The organism is Alistipes sp. HGB5, assembly GCF_000183485.2.
GTDB lineage: Bacteria > Bacteroidota > Bacteroidia > Bacteroidales > Rikenellaceae > Alistipes > Alistipes finegoldii.
Genome location: NZ_AENZ01000021.1, coordinates 13,693 through 28,771 on the forward strand (window position 1 = coordinate 13,693; position 15,079 = coordinate 28,771).

Consider the following 15,079-nt stretch of genomic DNA (forward strand, 5'->3'; position numbering starts at 1 on the left):
GTTGAAGACGTACAAGGGGCGCGGGGTAGTTCTCCATACGCTCAAATACGGCGATTCATCGATGGTCGTCTACCTCCTGACCGACGCCGGCGGCCGCCGCAGTTACATGGTGCAGGGCGTGCGCAGCCGCAATGGACGCGGTTCGAAGCTGGCGCTGTTCCAGCCGATGTTTCCCGTCGAATTCGAGGGGCTGGAATCGCCGCGGCAGCAGATGCACCGCTTCAAGGAGGTGCGGGGCGGATTCGTCTTGCAGAGTCTGCCTTTCGACGTGCGCAAATCGACCATGGCGCTCTTCATGGCAGAGGTTTTGTACCGCCTCGTCAGGGAGTACGACGAACCCAACGAAGCGCTTTTCGACTTCGTGTGGAACTGCGTCGGGGCGCTCGACTCGATGGACGAGGGCGTGGCCAATTTCCATTTGTGGTTTCTCGCCAACCTGAGCCGGTTTCTGGGGTTTTGTCCCGGCAACGAATACGCCTCCGGCGACTGGTTCGATATCCGTGAGGGGCTTTATACGAAAACCCGGCCCGCGCACGTTAGCTATATGAACAGGGAGTGCGCCTGCATGTTGCGCGATTTTCTGGAGTGCGACGTGCGCTGTCTCTCGGAGATCGGTCTCAACCGCGGCCAGCGGGTCGAGTTTCTCAACGCCGTGCTGGTCTATTTCGGGTACCACCTCGACGCCATCAGCGCCGTGCAGTCGGTCCGGATTCTGCGGGAGGTTTTTTAGGAAAAGTGCAACAGAAAATAGAAGGAAAGTTATGAAAAGGATGTTTATGATCGCCGTCGCCTTGTTCGCGGCGTTTTCGCTTTCGGCGCAGGAGCCGGGTCGGTTCCGGCTCGTGCGGCCCGATTCGACCCGTACCGGCAGTTTCAGGCTTCCCGATTCGCTTCGGGTCGAGATGTCCGTTCCCGACTCGCTGGCCCACATGTCGCCGTGGAAAACCGACTTCCGGACCGCTGCGCCGATGAAGGTCAAGCCGGCCGTCTCGATGACTTCGGTGGTGGTGATTCAGAAGGAGAACCTGCCTTCGCGCGTGACCGTGATCGACAACAACTCGCTGCGCCTTGGGTCGCACTTCAACCTTTCGAACGGTCAGGCGTGGAACTGGAGTCCGTTCCCCGATGCGTTCCTCGACGCACGGACGCTCTCCTTCCCGATGCCCCGATAAGTGGGGTATGCAGATGCGCTTCGGATGCCTATCCAGCGCGGTTTTGCAGTGATTTGGTCGGGGTATCTGTCCGAATACGGGCGTAACGCGGCTGCCGGTGTTGTCGTCGGACGCTGCGATCCGTCGTAGGGGCGCATGATGTGGATGCACAACGTTCGGACCTATGCCCGAACCGTCGGGCTTGGGGGTGAAGGACGGCGTGTCGTGAAGAACAGCCTAAAGATATTTCATACTTCGGCGGGGGATTGCCCCGCCGTTGTCGTTTGTTGCGGTCGCGGCGTTCTCTTCGGCGATGCGCTAGACAATTTCGATGCTCGCACCGACCTCGATACCCGCGATGCCCGCGCTGGTCTCGATGCCCGCGCTGGTCTCGATGCCCGCGCTGGTCTCGATGCCCGCACTGGTCTCGATGCCCGCACTGGTCTCGATGCGCGAAACGACCTCGATGTCCGCGCCGTCTCTGGCGCCACCGCCTCGCGCGCATTTTCGTGCAGGTTCACGACCGTCTGCCCCACAAGCGTCCGCTCCTCTTTTTTCGGGTGTTCGCCTGCCCCCCCCCTCCGGGCCGGTGCGTGAGGTATTTGCGTCGCAAACGGCCCTTCTTGTTCGTTTTCAGTCCGGTCGCTGCCGCGTTCGGATGCCTTTCGGACCCGGTTTTGTTCTTTTTAGGTATTTTCGCGTATTGATCGGTTGCGCCGAATTTGCGACTTTTGCAGACCCAAACGATTCTGTTTATGAGATTGATTTTACCAGTTTTGCTGTCGTTCGGGCTGTTTTGCGCCTCCTATGCCCAACAGCCCGATACGCTCTGCACGGCTACGGTCGGGGAGCTTTCCGCAGAGGTCGCGGCGCTCAAGGCCAAAACGTCCGCATGGGACAAGGTGCTGGCCGCCCTGCCTGCGATTTCGGGATACCTCCAGACCGGCTACGAATGGAGCGATAACTCGTCCTCCTTCTTTATCAAGCGCGTGCGCCTGAGCCTGTCGGGCAACATCGCTCCCAAACTCGACTACCGCGTTCAGATCGAATTCGCGTCGCCGAAGATCGTGGACGCATATTTGTGTTACCGGCCGTTCGACGAGCTGAATCTCCAGCTGGGCGAATACAAACTGCCCTTTTCGATCGAGAATACCGAATACGTGCCGCTCAGGTACGAGTTTATCGAGTACCCGTTGTCGTTGTGCAAGCTGATGGGCTTCAACGATCTCTGCGGACTTTCGGCCACGGGGCGCGACATGGGAGCGCAGCTTTTCGGCGGATTTTTCCGCCGCGACGGATACAGCATCCTGAATTACAACATCGGCGTCTTCAACGGCGAGGGGCTGAACGTCAGGGACAAGAACAAGAGCAAGGACATCGTGGCACGCCTGACGCTGAAACCCGCCGCCGGATTGCAGCTGGCCGGGTCGTACTATTGGGGCGAATACGGCGCGGATTACCTCAAGCGCGTCCGTTACGGGGCCGGAGCCTGCTACGACCGCGGTCCGGTCGTCGTGCGCGGCGAATATATCTGCGGCACGACGGGCGACCTCGACAGCGAAGGCTGGTACGCCGTGGCCGGGTGGCGCGTGACGAAGACGCTGCTGCCTGCCGTGCGCTACGATACCTTCCTCGAAAACACCGCCCGCAGTTCGAGCCGCCAGACCAACTACACGGCGGCCCTTACGTGGCAGCCGGTGAAGTACCTGCGCTGCCAGCTGAACTATACCTACGAAGATTACGCTGCCCGCGACGTCTCCGGCCGCAATGTGGTTGCGCTGATGCTTTCCGGCATATTCTAATACTGAAAAACCGAACGCCTTATGAAAAAATGGATGGAACAATTCCGGGTCGAGGACTGGGTGGTAGTCTGGGTGAGCATACCCCTGCTGGCGCTTGCGGCGATCGTGCCCGCCGGACTTCCCAAGGTTCCCGCGACGCTGCTCGGCGGCGCCGCATGGAGCAATATCGCCTACCTCTTCGCCGTCGTGCTGGCGGTGCTTTACGTCGGGTGTCTTCTGTTGCGCCGCCCGCTCAGGGGCCTGCTGCCGTCGCTCGCGGTGGTTTTCGCCGTCTCCCTGCTGGCGCAGATCGTGGCCAAGATTCCCGCCGTCTCCTATTACGGCTTCGAGTCGGTTTTCTTCTCGGTGCTCTTCGGTCTGGTGATCCGCAACGTGTGGCGGGTCCCGGAGTGGATGAAACCCGCGATTCAGGGCGAATTCTACATCAAGATCGGCGTCGTATGTCTCGGTGCCACGATCCTTTTCAGCGACGTGATGAAGTCGGGCGTCTTCGGTCTGGCGCAGGCCTGTCTGGTGGTCGCCGTCGTGTGGTTCTTCGCCTATTGGGTGTCGCGCCGCATGAAGGTTGACGAGCGTACGGCGATGATCCTTTCGAGCGGCGTCTCGATCTGCGGCGTCTCGGCGTGTATCACGGCGGCCCGCGTGGCGGGCGGCGACGACCGGAAACTCTCCTACATCGTTTCGCTGGTGCTGATCGTCGTGGTGCCGATGATCTACCTGATGCCGTGGCTCGCAAATACGATTCTGCCCCTGATTTTCGACGATCCCCATGTCGTGCAGGAGGTCGCCGGCGCATGGATCGGCGGTACGATCGACACTACGTCGGGCGTGGCGGCGTCGAGTACGATCGTCGGCGAGGTCGCCAACCAGCATGCCGTCATCATCAAGGCGGCGCAGAACGTGCTGATCGGCGTCGTGGCTTTCTTCATCGCCCTCTACCTCTCGACCCGCCGCGGCGAAAAGGGCGCTCAGGCTCCGTCGCTGGGCATCGTGTGGGAGAAGTTCCCGAAATTCATCATCGGCTTCGTCGCGGCCTCGCTGGTTTTCAGCATCCTGCAGAGCAACGGCCTGTTTACGGCCGATGCGAAGGGCAAACTCGCCGAACCGGGCGTCGCCAAGATGTTCTCGACGGTCTTTTTCTCGCTGGCCTTCGTCTGTGTGGGGCTTGACACCCGCCTGAAAGAGATCGTTTCGAAGGAAAACCGCAACGCTCTATGGGCGTTCCTTGTGGCGCAGACCTTCAATATCGTCGTTACGCTGGTCATCGCGCTCGTGCTGTTCGGCGTCCTGAAACCGATGCTGGCATAGCGCAGTCTTCATAATACCGTCAACGCCCCGGCTTCCTGTTGCCGGGGCGTTTTTGTCTCCATACATTCGGGCGAAACGTCTTTTGTGGCCCGTACGGCATATTTTTCAGCCTTTTTATCCGATCTGATAATTAGTTTTGTCGGACGATCCTGCGAAAGAGATGACTGCTGAAGCCGCCCGGCGCCGGAGAAGGTTCCGGGGGCCAAAATATGAACAACTAAAAAACTGTATGTATGGCAAAAGTAAAAGTAAAATTCCGGAATTCGACGGTAGAGGGTAAGGCGGGGGTAATCTATTACCAACTCTGCCATAAATGCCAATCCCGGCAGATAACTACCGGAATTCGTCTTTTCCCCGAACAATGGGACGCCCTGCGGGAGCGGGCGGTCGTTCCCTTTGCTGGGCTCGACGGCGAGATAGCTGTCGTCCAGCGGCAGATCGACGGCGATTTGTGCCTGTTTCGTGCGATTATCGGGGATTTCGAAGCCCGGCGGGTGGAGTACGGCCTTCCGGATGTTGTCGGACGGTTCCGGTCGTTCGGGCGGGTTACCGTTTTCGCCTTTATCGAAAAGCAGATCGCCTGCCTTCGGGCGGGCGGAAGATTGGGGACGGCGCGGAATTACCGGCGGACGCTGAACAGCTTCGCCGGATTTTTGAACGGAGCGGACATTCCGTTCTCACTGCTGGACGAACAACTGGTAAGCCGGTACGACGACTGGCTGCGGCGGAGACGGATTGTACGCAATACCGTCTCTTTTTATATGCGGGTGCTGCGTGCCGTTTTCAACAAGGCGGTCCGGGAGGGCATCGTGTCGCAAAGTTCTCCTTTCCGGAATGTATATACCGGCGTGGACCGTACCCGCAAGCGCGCCGTCGGCGAAGAGACCGTCATACGGCTCCGGCGGTTGAATCTGGAACACTCCCCCTCCTTGGCGCTGGCGCGGGATATTTTTATTTTCAGCTATTGCGCGCGGGGTATGGCGTTCGTCGATATCGCCTTCCTGCGCAAGCAGGACATCGCCGGAGGGGCGATATGCTATGTCCGCCGCAAAACGGGACAGCGCCTTACGATCCGTATCGAACCCTGCATGGGCGATATCATCGAACGCTATGCGCCGGTTACCCGCACGTCGGACTATGTTTTTCCTTTGCTGAATGCGGAGGACCCGGTCCGGGGATTCTCCCAGTACCAGACTGCTCTGGGATACTACAACCGCCGGCTCAAACGGCTGGCCGAACTGCTCGGACTGGAGATGCCGCTGTCGTCCTATACTTCGCGGCATACATGGGCGACCACGGCCCGGAATCACAACGTTCCGTTGTCGATCATCAGTGCGGGAATGGGACATGCTTCGGAGAAAACGACCCAGATCTATCTGGCTTCGCTCGAAAGCTCCGTCGTCGATCAGGCGAACCGGAGCATAATAGCTTCATTGTATGTGTAATATCTCTTGGTAAGAGATGTGTGTGGTCAGTAATGAATTGATATTAAGAAGAATGGCTTGCGGTTCATATCTTGTTTTTATAAATCGGCAAAAGATCTGCGTTGGAAATCTTCAGCGATTCACGGCCGATCGTACAATACCGGCATACGAAGGCCTAATTGTATCAGTATTTGGACTAAAAATAAAAAAGGCGTTGATAATCAATCCTTTTTTAACGCAGAAAAACTCACTGCATACGAAAATAAAGAACAAAAGATTTGTGCATATATTTTATTTTTAATACTTTTGCCCTCAACATTAAGGTCTCTTACCAAGAGACTGTACTGTGAAATGTGAAAGTGTTCTTATGGGAGGCGCGTAAGTGATTGAAAATCATTGCAATAAATGGTTTTCGATGTCCCCGTGGAATGCTTTTTTTACAACCATACCTCTCTTTCCGACCTTTTTTAGTCTAAGAAAAGCATGATGAACAGTCCGGATACAGCTGCCGAATGGTATGTTCTGCGAGTGACCTATCAGCGGGAACTTTCGACGAAGGAGTATCTTGACAAACTGAACATCGAGAATTTTGTGCCGGTACGGGTTGTGCGCCGCCGGAACTCCAAGGGACAGTTTTTCCGGGCTTGCGAAGTCGCCGTGCACAACTATATTTTCATCCGTTCGACACGTGAGGTCATCGACGAATTGAAAACCTATAAGCTACCTATGCTTCGTTATGTGATGCACCCGCAAAACGGTGAGAATCAGATTATGATCGTGCCCGAAGAGCAGATGCGGAATTTTATTGCCGTTGCGGGCAATGAAGACGAACAGGTGCTTTTCATGTCGCCCGAAGAGGTCGCCTTGTCGAAAGGGGACAAGGTGCGGATCACGGGCGGCGTATTCGAAGGGGTCGAGGGCCTGCTCATGCGGGTGAAGAATTCCCGCGGGAAACGGGTCGTGGTCAAGATCGACGGCATCACGGCGGTGGCTACCGCCTCCATTCCCTCGGCGCTGGTCGAAAAGATTTGATGGCCGGATTCGGTTTTCCTGAATTGCAGAGATTGATTTTTTGGAAGTTATGACGCCGGAATATTTGAAAGAAGCGCTGCCGTCCCTGCTGAATGCCGATTTTGCGGGGGCGACGAATGTCCGCCTGCTTTGGTTGGCGCGGGCGTACGCCGCATTGTGCGGTCTGGTGACGTTCGATTCGCCGGCCGGTGAGTTCGGAACCCGGAGAATCTGGCTGCAAAGGATCGATACGCTGTTCGGTGTGCTGCGGGAACGCTGCCGCCGCGAGTCGGATGCTGCGCTGCGCTGCCGGATGGTCCATGCCATGTATACGCTCGTTTGCGGGACCATGTCCGGCGACGTCTCGAAAAAGAAAGAGGTCTGTTTCGCAATGGCCGACGAACTCGTCCGGGATTGTCTCGGCGGCAACGAAAAGCGCTCTTCTCTCCGACCGGACGAATCGGAATTGTTGATCCGGACAGGTGTTTGTCATTGTCTGATCGACTTGCTTTACCCCGGTCCGGACGCCGGCGACGAATATCTGCTGCTTCTGAAACGGCAGATTGCCGGCTGGATCGCCGAAATGAACCGGGACGGCAGCTGGAGCGGCGTGTCGCCGGATGTTGCGCTGGAGCGTATCGGCGTGATGAACCGCTATTCGTATGCGTTCCTCGACAAAACGAATGACCGTGCGGTAAATCGGTCGTTCGAATACTTCCGGAACTCTTTGCCGGTTCCCGAAGACGCCGGCAACTTCGACGAAAATTACCTCTATACTTTGGTCCGGCTGTACGATGCGGCGGTTCTGGGCAATGCGTATGATCCGGACCCTCACCTTGCATGGCGAATCGCCCGCTTCATGTACGATTACGGCCGGACTCCGTTCTGTTCAGACGACGATCGCTTCTGCTGCGTCTGCTGTGTGGTTTGTCATGTCGCCGAACGAATCGATATCTGGCAATCTGCTCCTACGGAGCGATATATTGCATAATGACAGTCTTGAATCTTTATCTTGTTTATACTCTCTGCATATTCCACATATTCTACCTGCTGTCTCGGAAAATAAATAATTGGTATGGCAACGTCTCTTTGCTACACAATCATTATTCCCTTCTTCATAGCTCTTCTGTTGGTCGGCTGGATACATCCCCGTCTGGTGAAGATCGCTCTGCTGAAAAATATCGTCGATAATCCGGATGCCCGCAAATTGCAGCGTACGCCGGTTCCTGTCCTCGGCGGAGTCGCCGTCTTTTTCGGAGTCGTGATTGCGATCGGATGTATGAGCTCCGTCGTTGATTGCTCCGGTCTGCCGGTCGTAATTATGGCCATGATGGCGATGCTCTATACGGGGACGATGGACGACATTCTGAGTCTTTCACCGGGTTTGCGATTCGTGATCGAGATCGTCGTCGTTTTATTGCTGATTTTCGTTGGCGGTTACTGTATAGACGATTTTCATGGATTGTGGAACATCGGCCGGTTTTCTTATTGGTATGCAGTGCCTTTGACGGTCGTTGCGGCGGTAGGTATTATCAATGCCATCAATTTGGTAGATGGCGTCAACGGTCTCTCGTCCGGCTATTGCATTATGGCTTGTCTGATCTTCGGCACGCTCTTCTTTCTTTCCGGCGAAGAGTCGATGACCATCTTGGCCGTGGTCTCGGTCGGCGCTCTTATTCCCTTTTTTCTGCATAACGTTTTCGGCAAAACGTCGAAAATGTTCATCGGTGACGGCGGAACGCTTGTCATGGGCGTTGTCATGTCGGTTTTTGTAATCGAGATCCTGCAGAACGGGTCGCGGGCCGCTGCGTATGTGGATCCGAACGTGGGACTGGTGCCTTTTACGCTGGCGGTATTATCGGTCCCCGTATTCGATACGCTGCGGGTGATGTCGACGCGCATATTGAAAGGGACCTCTCCGTTTCGTCCCGATAAGACACACCTGCATCATATGTTTATCGACCTCGGATGCTCCCATGTGGCGACGACACTGGCTATTCTGGGGGTGAATATGTTTGTCGTGTTGTGCTGGTGGTCGCTGGAAGCTTCGGGCTTTTCGATCGCCGTCCAGTTGTATGCGGTCATTGCCGTAAGCCTGCTGGTCACTTCCGGTCTCTACCATTTCATGCAGTGGCATATCTGCCGCGATACGCGATTCATGAGGGCAATGCGGCGGCTGGGCTACAAAACCCACATCAGCCGTACCGGGATTTTCTTCTGGTTGCAGCAGGTAATGGACAAGGTCTGAATTTCGCACGGCGGAATCTTCCGGCCGGGCGGTTGTTTGCATAATATTCTTTAAAGGATAATTCGGAAATAAAGCAATACGGTATAATATGAAAGGCATCATTTTGGCGGGCGGCAGCGGCAGTCGGCTGTATCCGATCACAAAGGGGGTCAGCAAGCAGCTGCTTCCGGTCTACGACAAGCCGATGGTCTACTACCCGCTCTCGGCGCTTCTTCTTGCGGGCATCCGCGAAATCCTCGTGATCTCGACTCCGGAGGACCTTCCGGGTTTCCGGCGTCTGCTGGGCGACGGCTCCGACTACGGCGTGCGTATCGACTACGCGGCACAGCCATCTCCGGACGGTCTTGCACAGGCATTCTTTATCGGCGAGGATTTCCTCGGCGACGACTCCGCGTGCCTCGTTCTTGGCGACAACATCTTCTACGGTTCCGGCTTCACGGGTCTTCTTCGCGAGGCCGTCCGCACGGCGGAGGAGGATGGCAAGGCCACGGTCTTCGGCTACCGTGTCGACGATCCCCAGCGCTACGGGGTCGCGGAGTTCGACGGTGAGGGCAACTGCCTTTCGATCGAGGAGAAACCCGCCCATCCGAAGTCTAACTACGCAGTCGTGGGCCTGTACTTCTACCCGAACAAGGTCGTGGATGTGGCCAAGAGCATCAAGCCCTCGGCCCGCGGGGAACTTGAGATCACGAGCGTGAACCAGTGTTTCCTGCAAAGCGGCGAGCTGAAGGTGCAGACGCTCCAGCGCGGCTTCGCATGGCTGGATACGGGCACGCACGACTCCTTGGCCGAAGCCTCGATCTTCGTGGAGGTCATCGAGAAGCGTCAGGGACTTAAGATCGCCTGTCTGGAAGGCATCGCCTACCGCAACGGGTGGATCACGGCGGACAAACTGCGCGCACTTGCCGAGCCGATGCTCAGGAACCAGTACGGACAATACCTTTTGAAACTCCTCGACGAACCGGAAGCATAAACGATGACAACGATTGATCAGAGAGAAAATAGCCATGTATTCTCGATCATGAAAGGATTGGGGATTATTTTTGTTGTTGCAGGGCATACAGCGTATTCTCCGGTTCATAACTTTGTATACCTGTTTCATTTGGCTGTTTTCTATTTCGTAGCCGGATATTTCTTCAAGGATAAATATATAGACGATAAACTTTTATTCGTTTGGAAAAAAATTAAAAGTTTGTGGTTTCCGCTGGTCGGATACGGAATCGTTTTCATGCTGTTGCACAATCTCTTTTTCAGAGCTCATTTTTATAATCCTCTGACCAGTCATTTGTATACGCGACAGGACTATTTCGATTGTCTTAAATATTTTTGTTCTTGCGTTACTCCGGAACAATTGTTAGGGGCATTGTGGTTTCTGAGAAGTCTTTTCATCGTTTCCTTCTTGTTCATGATCGGAGTCTGGATTTCCAAACGGCTGTCAGACCGATATTCCGATATAATTTTAGGGGGGGATTTTGTTCGCAGTGGTCCTTTGTTCTGTTTTTGATGCTGAGATACAGCAGATTGATATTCTGATTATACGACGGATTTTATCTAACGAGTGTTATTTGACCGCTATTTTATATATGGGGCGAATGTTTCGGAAATACCAGCGATATATGCCTGTTAATATATGGAGCATCGGGGTTTTACTGATGTTACTGCTCTTCTTGCAATATAAAAATGTAACGGTGGCAATCGCCAGTTCAATTTTCCCGCCGCTCCCTGTTTTCTATTTTGCATCGGCCGTCGGTTGTCTGTTTACTTATACTTTGGCTGTATACATACATAATCTACCGACTCTGTCGCGTATTATGATCTATGCCGGAAATGCGTCTTTAGCTATCATGGCTCTGCATTTTCTTGCATTCAAAGTTGTCAGCCTGCTCCAGATTCTGATATATGGTTATGGCATTGATTATTTGTCCGCATTCCCTGTTATCCCGGACCGGATAAATATCTGGTGGGTTCCATACGTAGTTTGTGGTGTCGCTTTGCCGCTGTTATATACAAGTGTTAAACAAATACTTGTTCTTCAATCCGGTCGATTATACGGTCAACTGATCTTAAAATTTAAACTATGAAAGTCGTTCCTACCGCCATAGAGGGCGTTGTTATCCTAGAGCCGGAGGTTTTCGGCGACGCGCGGGGCTACTTCTTCGAGAGCTACTCGCAGCGCCGCTTCGACGCAGAGGTCCGTCCCGTGCGGTTCGTGCAGGACAACGAATCGCACTCACGCTACGGCGTGCTGCGGGGCCTCCATTTCCAGAAGGGGCGGTACTCCCAGTCGAAACTCGTCCGCGTGGTCCGGGGCCGCGTGCTCGACGTCGCGGTGGATATCCGCCGCGGCTCCCCCACGTTCGGCCGCCACGTGGCGGTGGAGCTGACGGAAGACAACAAGCGTCAGTTCTTCATTCCGCGGGGCTTCGCGCACGGCTTCGCCGTTCTGAGCGACGAAGCGACGTTCCAATACAAGTGCGACAACCCCTACTCCCCCGAATCGGAGGGCGCCATTGCATGGAACGACCCTTCGCTGGGCATCGACTGGCGTCTGGCCCCCGAAGATGTAATCCTCTCGCCCAAGGACAGCGCCCATCCGCTGCTGTCGGAGGCCGGGGAGCTGTTCGACTATAATACGAACTATTATAGTTTATGACGACTTTATTTTTTGTATTTCTGTTCCTAGTGTTATTCAAACAAATAATACTAGTCTCCTCGATATTTCCGATGGCTTTTTATTACAGGTTCAAAAGGAACCGACAATTTCAGTCGTCAGAATCCGTCTCCCCCCCCCTCGTTAGGCAACAAAAAGGAGGCATTACAGGTCGAATCAAACTTCTATGCAGTGGATATTTCCGTTATAACTTGTTCCAAATCGCTTATATTCCGTCACATATAATCCGGGATTTTCTTTATAAGAAAGTTTGTCTGGTCGAAATCGGTCCTAAAGCTGTTATTTATTTTGGAGCGGAGATAAGAGAGCCTTATAAACTGAAAATCGGAGAGGGGAGCATTATTGGGGATCGGGCGGTTTTAGATGCGCGAAATGGAATATCGATAGGTGCGAATGTCAATCTCTCTACAGAAGTACATATTTGGACAGAGCAGCATGACCATAGAGATCCGGATTTCAAATGCAATTCAGATGACAGTTTTCGCGTCGTCATAGAGGATCGGGCATGGCTCGGTCCGAGAACGACGATATTGCACGGGGTTACAATTGGTGAAGGCGCCGTCGTCGCAGCCGGCGCCGTAGTGACAAAAGATGTTGCTCCCTACACGATCGTCGGTGGGGTTCCCGCAAAAAAGATAGGCGAACGTACACACGATCTACGATACGAATTTTCCGGAGATTATATTCCTTTTTATTAAACTTATGAATATCCTGATTACGGGAGCGAACGGACAACTTGGGCGCTCCCTGCGGCGTCTGGGCGGCGTTTCGCCCCACAACTACCTTTTTACGGACGTCGCGGAACTAGACATCACCGATGCGGCTGCCGTCCTGCGAACGGTCGAGGAGCGGCGCATCGACGTTATCGTGAACTGCGCGGCCTACACCGACGTGGAGCGGGCCGAGGAGGACGAACCGACGGCGGAGCTGCTGAACCACAAGGCCGCGGGCAATCTGGCAGCTGCGGCCAAGGCGACGGGCGCGACGCTGTTCCACGTCTCGACGGACTACGTCTTCGACGGCACGGCCCATACGCCCTATACGGAGGATGGTACGCCCTCGCCGCTGGGGGCGTACGGGCGCACGAAACTTGCGGGCGAACGCGCCGTCATGGCGTCCGGGTGCCGGTATCTGATCTTCCGCACGGCGTGGCTCTACTCGGAATACGGCAACAACTTCCTGAAGACGATGCTGCGTCTGACCTCGGAGCGGGATACGCTGCAGGTGGTCTTCGACCAGATCGGCACTCCGACCTACGCCGGGGACTTGGCGCTTGCGATCTTCTCGATCATCGAGTCGGAACGCTACGCGGGCAACGAGGGCGTGTACCACTTCACCGACGAGGGCGTCTGCTCGTGGTACGACTTCGCGACGGAGATCGCCGCGGCCGCGGGTCACGACTCATGCCACATCATCCCCTGCCACACGTCGGAATTCCCGACCAAGGCCGCACGCCCGGCCTACTCGGTGCTGGACAAAACCAAAATCAAGACCACCTTCCAGATGGACATCCCCCACTGGAGGGAGTCCATGATCTACTGTCTGAAACAAATTGAAAAATAAATCATTATGATACCTAAAATCATCCATTTCGTATGGTTGGGAGGAGGGAAATACCCCCCCCCGGTTCAGGATTGCATAGACTCTTGGAAGAGGATCTTGCCGGATTATACCATAAAGCGTTGGGATGAAACGAATTTCGATATAGATTCTGTTCCGTGGGTAAAGGAGGCTATTCAAATGAGGAAATGGTCTTTAGCCTCAGATTATATCAGACATTTTGCCCTTTATACGGAAGGTGGTATTTATATGGATACTGATGTCAAAGTATTCAGACCTTTTGATGAGTTTTTATCTTGGGACTTTTTTTCTTCTGTTGAATATCATCCGACCTATTTTTTATCACAAGGTATTCATCAAATAGACGATGCCGGAGTCGTCCGACGGGATGGGGATATTGTCGCAGGACTGGGATTGTTGGCAGCTTTGATAGCCTCCAAGGAAGCTAATCCCTTTATTAAGGAATGTTTGGATTATTATGGCTCCCGGCATTTTATTCAAGAGGACGGATCTCTATATGTAGATGTCATAAATCCGGGCATTATGGCGATGTTGGCAACGAAGTATGGATTCCGCTATAAAGACGAGAATCAGCTCCTTGACGGAAATATGATGGTGTATAGCTCAAGCATATTCGCAGGCGATCCTGCGACGAGAAGCAAGGAGTCCTATTCCATGCATTATTGTGACGGGTCTTGGCGGGAAAAAACTCTGAAAACCCGAATGAAAGATTATATAAAGGGAATTTTATATAAGAAAAGAAAATAATTCATTAATATTGAATATATGCAACGCACCATCCTCATCACGGGCGGCGCGGGCTTCATCGGCTCGCATGTGGTCCGTCTTTTCGTGACCAAATACCCCGATTACCGGATCGTCAACCTCGACAAGCTGACCTATGCGGGCAACCTTGCCAACCTGCGGGACATCGAGGAGCGGCCGAACTACACTTTCGTCAGGGGCGACATCTGCGACTTCGAGGCGATGCGTGAACTGTTCCGGCAGTACGGCATCGACGGGGTGATCCACCTCGCAGCCGAGAGCCACGTGGACCGCTCGATCAGGGATCCGTTTACCTTCGCGCGTACGAACGTCATGGGTACGCTGTCGCTGCTCGAAGCTGCGCGGGAGCATTGGAACGGCAATTGGGCGGGCAAGCTGTTCTACCACATCTCGACCGACGAAGTGTACGGTGCGCTGGAGCTGACCCGCCCCGCGGGGGACCCTGCGGGCTGCGAGAGCGGCGGCGGTCCTTTCGGGGAGGAGTTCTTCACCGAGGAGACGAAGTACGACCCGCATAGCCCCTACTCGGCGTCGAAGGCTTCGTCGGACCACTTCGTGCGGGCCTACCACGACACGTACGGCATGCCGACGCTGGTTACGAACTGCTCGAACAACTACGGGCCCTACCAGTTCCCGGAGAAGCTGATTCCGCTGTTCATCAACAACATCCGCCACCGAAGGCCGCTGCCCGTGTACGGCCGCGGGGAGAACGTCCGCGACTGGCTCTACGTCGAGGACCACGCGCGGGCCATCGACGTGATCTTCCACAAGGGCAAGGTCGCCGACACGTACAACATCGGTGGTTTCAACGAATGGAAGAACATCGACCTGATACGGGTGATCGTCAAAACCGTGGACCGGCTGCTGGGCAATCCCGAAGGCGCTTCGGAAAAGCTGATCACGTATGTCGCCGACCGCGCGGGCCACGACCTGAGATACGCCATCGACTCGCGCAAACTCAAAGACGAGCTGGGCTGGCAGCCCAGCCTGCAGTTCGAGGAGGGGATCGAAAAGACGGTCCGCTGGTACCTCCAGAACCAAAAATGGATGGACGACATTACTTCAGGAGAGTATGAAAAATACTACCAAAGCATGTACAAAAATTAGACAGTAATTAT

The 15,079-nt window shown here is 54.7% G+C and carries 16 protein-coding genes; all 16 read left to right on the forward strand.

Features of this window, described 5'->3' with window-relative positions:
- Position 1 precedes the first annotated feature (1 nt).
- The 16 genes from recO (at position 2) to rfbB (ending at position 15,068) form a co-directional block, all read left to right on the forward strand.
- Positions 2-730: a DNA repair protein RecO gene (gene recO, locus HMPREF9720_RS03335; protein ID WP_009596800.1), complete on the forward strand. Its 729-nt coding sequence runs from the start codon at positions 2-4 to the stop codon at positions 728-730.
- Positions 731-761: 31 nt separating this feature from the next.
- Positions 762-1,172: a hypothetical protein gene (locus tag HMPREF9720_RS03340; protein WP_237958576.1), complete on the forward strand. Its 411-nt coding sequence runs from the start codon at positions 762-764 to the stop codon at positions 1,170-1,172.
- A 734-nt stretch (positions 1,173-1,906) separates the two neighbouring features.
- Positions 1,907-2,953 carry a porin gene (locus HMPREF9720_RS03345; RefSeq protein WP_014775276.1) on the forward strand — a complete coding sequence of 349 codons (1,047 nt, stop codon included), beginning with the start codon at positions 1,907-1,909 and terminating at the stop codon, positions 2,951-2,953.
- 21 nt (positions 2,954-2,974) lie between these two features.
- Positions 2,975-4,261, forward strand: coding sequence for a YeiH family protein (locus HMPREF9720_RS03350; RefSeq protein WP_009596885.1), 1,287 nt, complete (start codon positions 2,975-2,977; stop codon positions 4,259-4,261).
- A gap of 233 nt (positions 4,262-4,494) precedes the next feature.
- Positions 4,495-5,706, forward strand: a complete 1,212-nt coding sequence (locus tag HMPREF9720_RS03355) for a tyrosine-type recombinase/integrase (RefSeq protein WP_009596859.1) — start codon at positions 4,495-4,497, stop codon at positions 5,704-5,706.
- A 465-nt stretch (positions 5,707-6,171) separates the two neighbouring features.
- Complete coding sequence (locus HMPREF9720_RS03360; RefSeq protein ID WP_039939772.1) at positions 6,172-6,717, forward strand: UpxY family transcription antiterminator; 546 nt, start codon at positions 6,172-6,174, stop codon at positions 6,715-6,717.
- Between the two features lie 49 nt (positions 6,718-6,766).
- Complete coding sequence (locus tag HMPREF9720_RS03365; RefSeq protein WP_009596816.1) at positions 6,767-7,687, forward strand: hypothetical protein; 921 nt, start codon at positions 6,767-6,769, stop codon at positions 7,685-7,687.
- 84 nt (positions 7,688-7,771) lie between these two features.
- Positions 7,772-8,944, forward strand: coding sequence for a glycosyltransferase family 4 protein (locus HMPREF9720_RS03370; RefSeq protein WP_009596912.1), 1,173 nt, complete (start codon positions 7,772-7,774; stop codon positions 8,942-8,944).
- 88 nt (positions 8,945-9,032) lie between these two features.
- Complete coding sequence (rfbA, locus tag HMPREF9720_RS03375) at positions 9,033-9,917, forward strand: glucose-1-phosphate thymidylyltransferase RfbA (RefSeq protein WP_009596821.1); 885 nt, start codon at positions 9,033-9,035, stop codon at positions 9,915-9,917.
- A 3-nt stretch (positions 9,918-9,920) separates the two neighbouring features.
- Complete coding sequence (locus tag HMPREF9720_RS03380) at positions 9,921-10,448, forward strand: acyltransferase family protein (RefSeq protein ID WP_039939749.1); 528 nt, start codon at positions 9,921-9,923, stop codon at positions 10,446-10,448.
- Between the two features lie 112 nt (positions 10,449-10,560).
- Positions 10,561-11,025, forward strand: coding sequence for a hypothetical protein (locus tag HMPREF9720_RS03385; protein WP_139022449.1), 465 nt, complete (start codon positions 10,561-10,563; stop codon positions 11,023-11,025).
- A complete protein-coding gene (gene rfbC, locus HMPREF9720_RS03390) occupies positions 11,022-11,597 on the forward strand; it encodes a dTDP-4-dehydrorhamnose 3,5-epimerase (RefSeq protein ID WP_009596823.1) in 576 nt (191 codons plus the stop codon). The genes HMPREF9720_RS03385 and rfbC overlap by 4 nt, the downstream gene beginning before the upstream one ends.
- The gene (locus tag HMPREF9720_RS03395; RefSeq protein WP_014775269.1) at positions 11,594-12,313 is read left to right on the forward strand and encodes an acyltransferase; all 720 of its coding nucleotides are present in this window, start codon (positions 11,594-11,596) and stop codon (positions 12,311-12,313) included. The genes rfbC and HMPREF9720_RS03395 overlap by 4 nt, the downstream gene beginning before the upstream one ends.
- 4 nt (positions 12,314-12,317) lie before the next feature.
- A complete protein-coding gene (gene rfbD, locus HMPREF9720_RS03400; RefSeq protein WP_009596786.1) occupies positions 12,318-13,178 on the forward strand; it encodes a dTDP-4-dehydrorhamnose reductase in 861 nt (286 codons plus the stop codon).
- Positions 13,179-13,184: 6 nt separating this feature from the next.
- The gene (locus HMPREF9720_RS03405; protein WP_009596846.1) at positions 13,185-13,943 is read left to right on the forward strand and encodes a glycosyltransferase family 32 protein; all 759 of its coding nucleotides are present in this window, start codon (positions 13,185-13,187) and stop codon (positions 13,941-13,943) included.
- 18 nt (positions 13,944-13,961) lie between these two features.
- On the forward strand, positions 13,962-15,068 hold the full coding sequence (gene rfbB, locus HMPREF9720_RS03410; RefSeq protein ID WP_009596842.1) for a dTDP-glucose 4,6-dehydratase: 1,107 nt from the start codon (positions 13,962-13,964) through the stop codon (positions 15,066-15,068).
- The last annotated feature ends 11 nt before the right edge of the window (positions 15,069-15,079 follow it).

Bases quoted from the DNA above. Each gene is read 5' to 3' on its own strand.
- HMPREF9720_RS03340 (WP_237958576.1), top strand. From the start codon at position 762: ATGAAAAGGATGTTTATGATCGCCGTCGCCTTGTTCGCGGCGTTTTCG.
- HMPREF9720_RS03360 (WP_039939772.1), top strand. From the start codon at position 6,172: ATGAACAGTCCGGATACAGCTGCCGAATGGTATGTTCTGCGAGTGACC.
- rfbC (WP_009596823.1), top strand. From the start codon at position 11,022: ATGAAAGTCGTTCCTACCGCCATAGAGGGCGTTGTTATCCTAGAGCCG.
- rfbD (WP_009596786.1), top strand. From the start codon at position 12,318: ATGAATATCCTGATTACGGGAGCGAACGGACAACTTGGGCGCTCCCTG.
- HMPREF9720_RS03380 (WP_039939749.1), top strand. From the start codon at position 9,921: ATGACAACGATTGATCAGAGAGAAAATAGCCATGTATTCTCGATCATG.
- rfbB (WP_009596842.1), top strand. From the start codon at position 13,962: ATGCAACGCACCATCCTCATCACGGGCGGCGCGGGCTTCATCGGCTCG.
- HMPREF9720_RS03385 (WP_139022449.1), top strand. From the start codon at position 10,561: ATGCCTGTTAATATATGGAGCATCGGGGTTTTACTGATGTTACTGCTC.
- HMPREF9720_RS03395 (WP_014775269.1), top strand. From the start codon at position 11,594: ATGACGACTTTATTTTTTGTATTTCTGTTCCTAGTGTTATTCAAACAA.
- HMPREF9720_RS03370 (WP_009596912.1), top strand. From the start codon at position 7,772: ATGGCAACGTCTCTTTGCTACACAATCATTATTCCCTTCTTCATAGCT.
- HMPREF9720_RS03355 (WP_009596859.1), top strand. From the start codon at position 4,495: ATGGCAAAAGTAAAAGTAAAATTCCGGAATTCGACGGTAGAGGGTAAG.
- HMPREF9720_RS03350 (WP_009596885.1), top strand. From the start codon at position 2,975: ATGAAAAAATGGATGGAACAATTCCGGGTCGAGGACTGGGTGGTAGTC.
- HMPREF9720_RS03405 (WP_009596846.1), top strand. From the start codon at position 13,185: ATGATACCTAAAATCATCCATTTCGTATGGTTGGGAGGAGGGAAATAC.
- rfbA (WP_009596821.1), top strand. From the start codon at position 9,033: ATGAAAGGCATCATTTTGGCGGGCGGCAGCGGCAGTCGGCTGTATCCG.
- HMPREF9720_RS03345 (WP_014775276.1), top strand. From the start codon at position 1,907: ATGAGATTGATTTTACCAGTTTTGCTGTCGTTCGGGCTGTTTTGCGCC.
- HMPREF9720_RS03365 (WP_009596816.1), top strand. From the start codon at position 6,767: ATGACGCCGGAATATTTGAAAGAAGCGCTGCCGTCCCTGCTGAATGCC.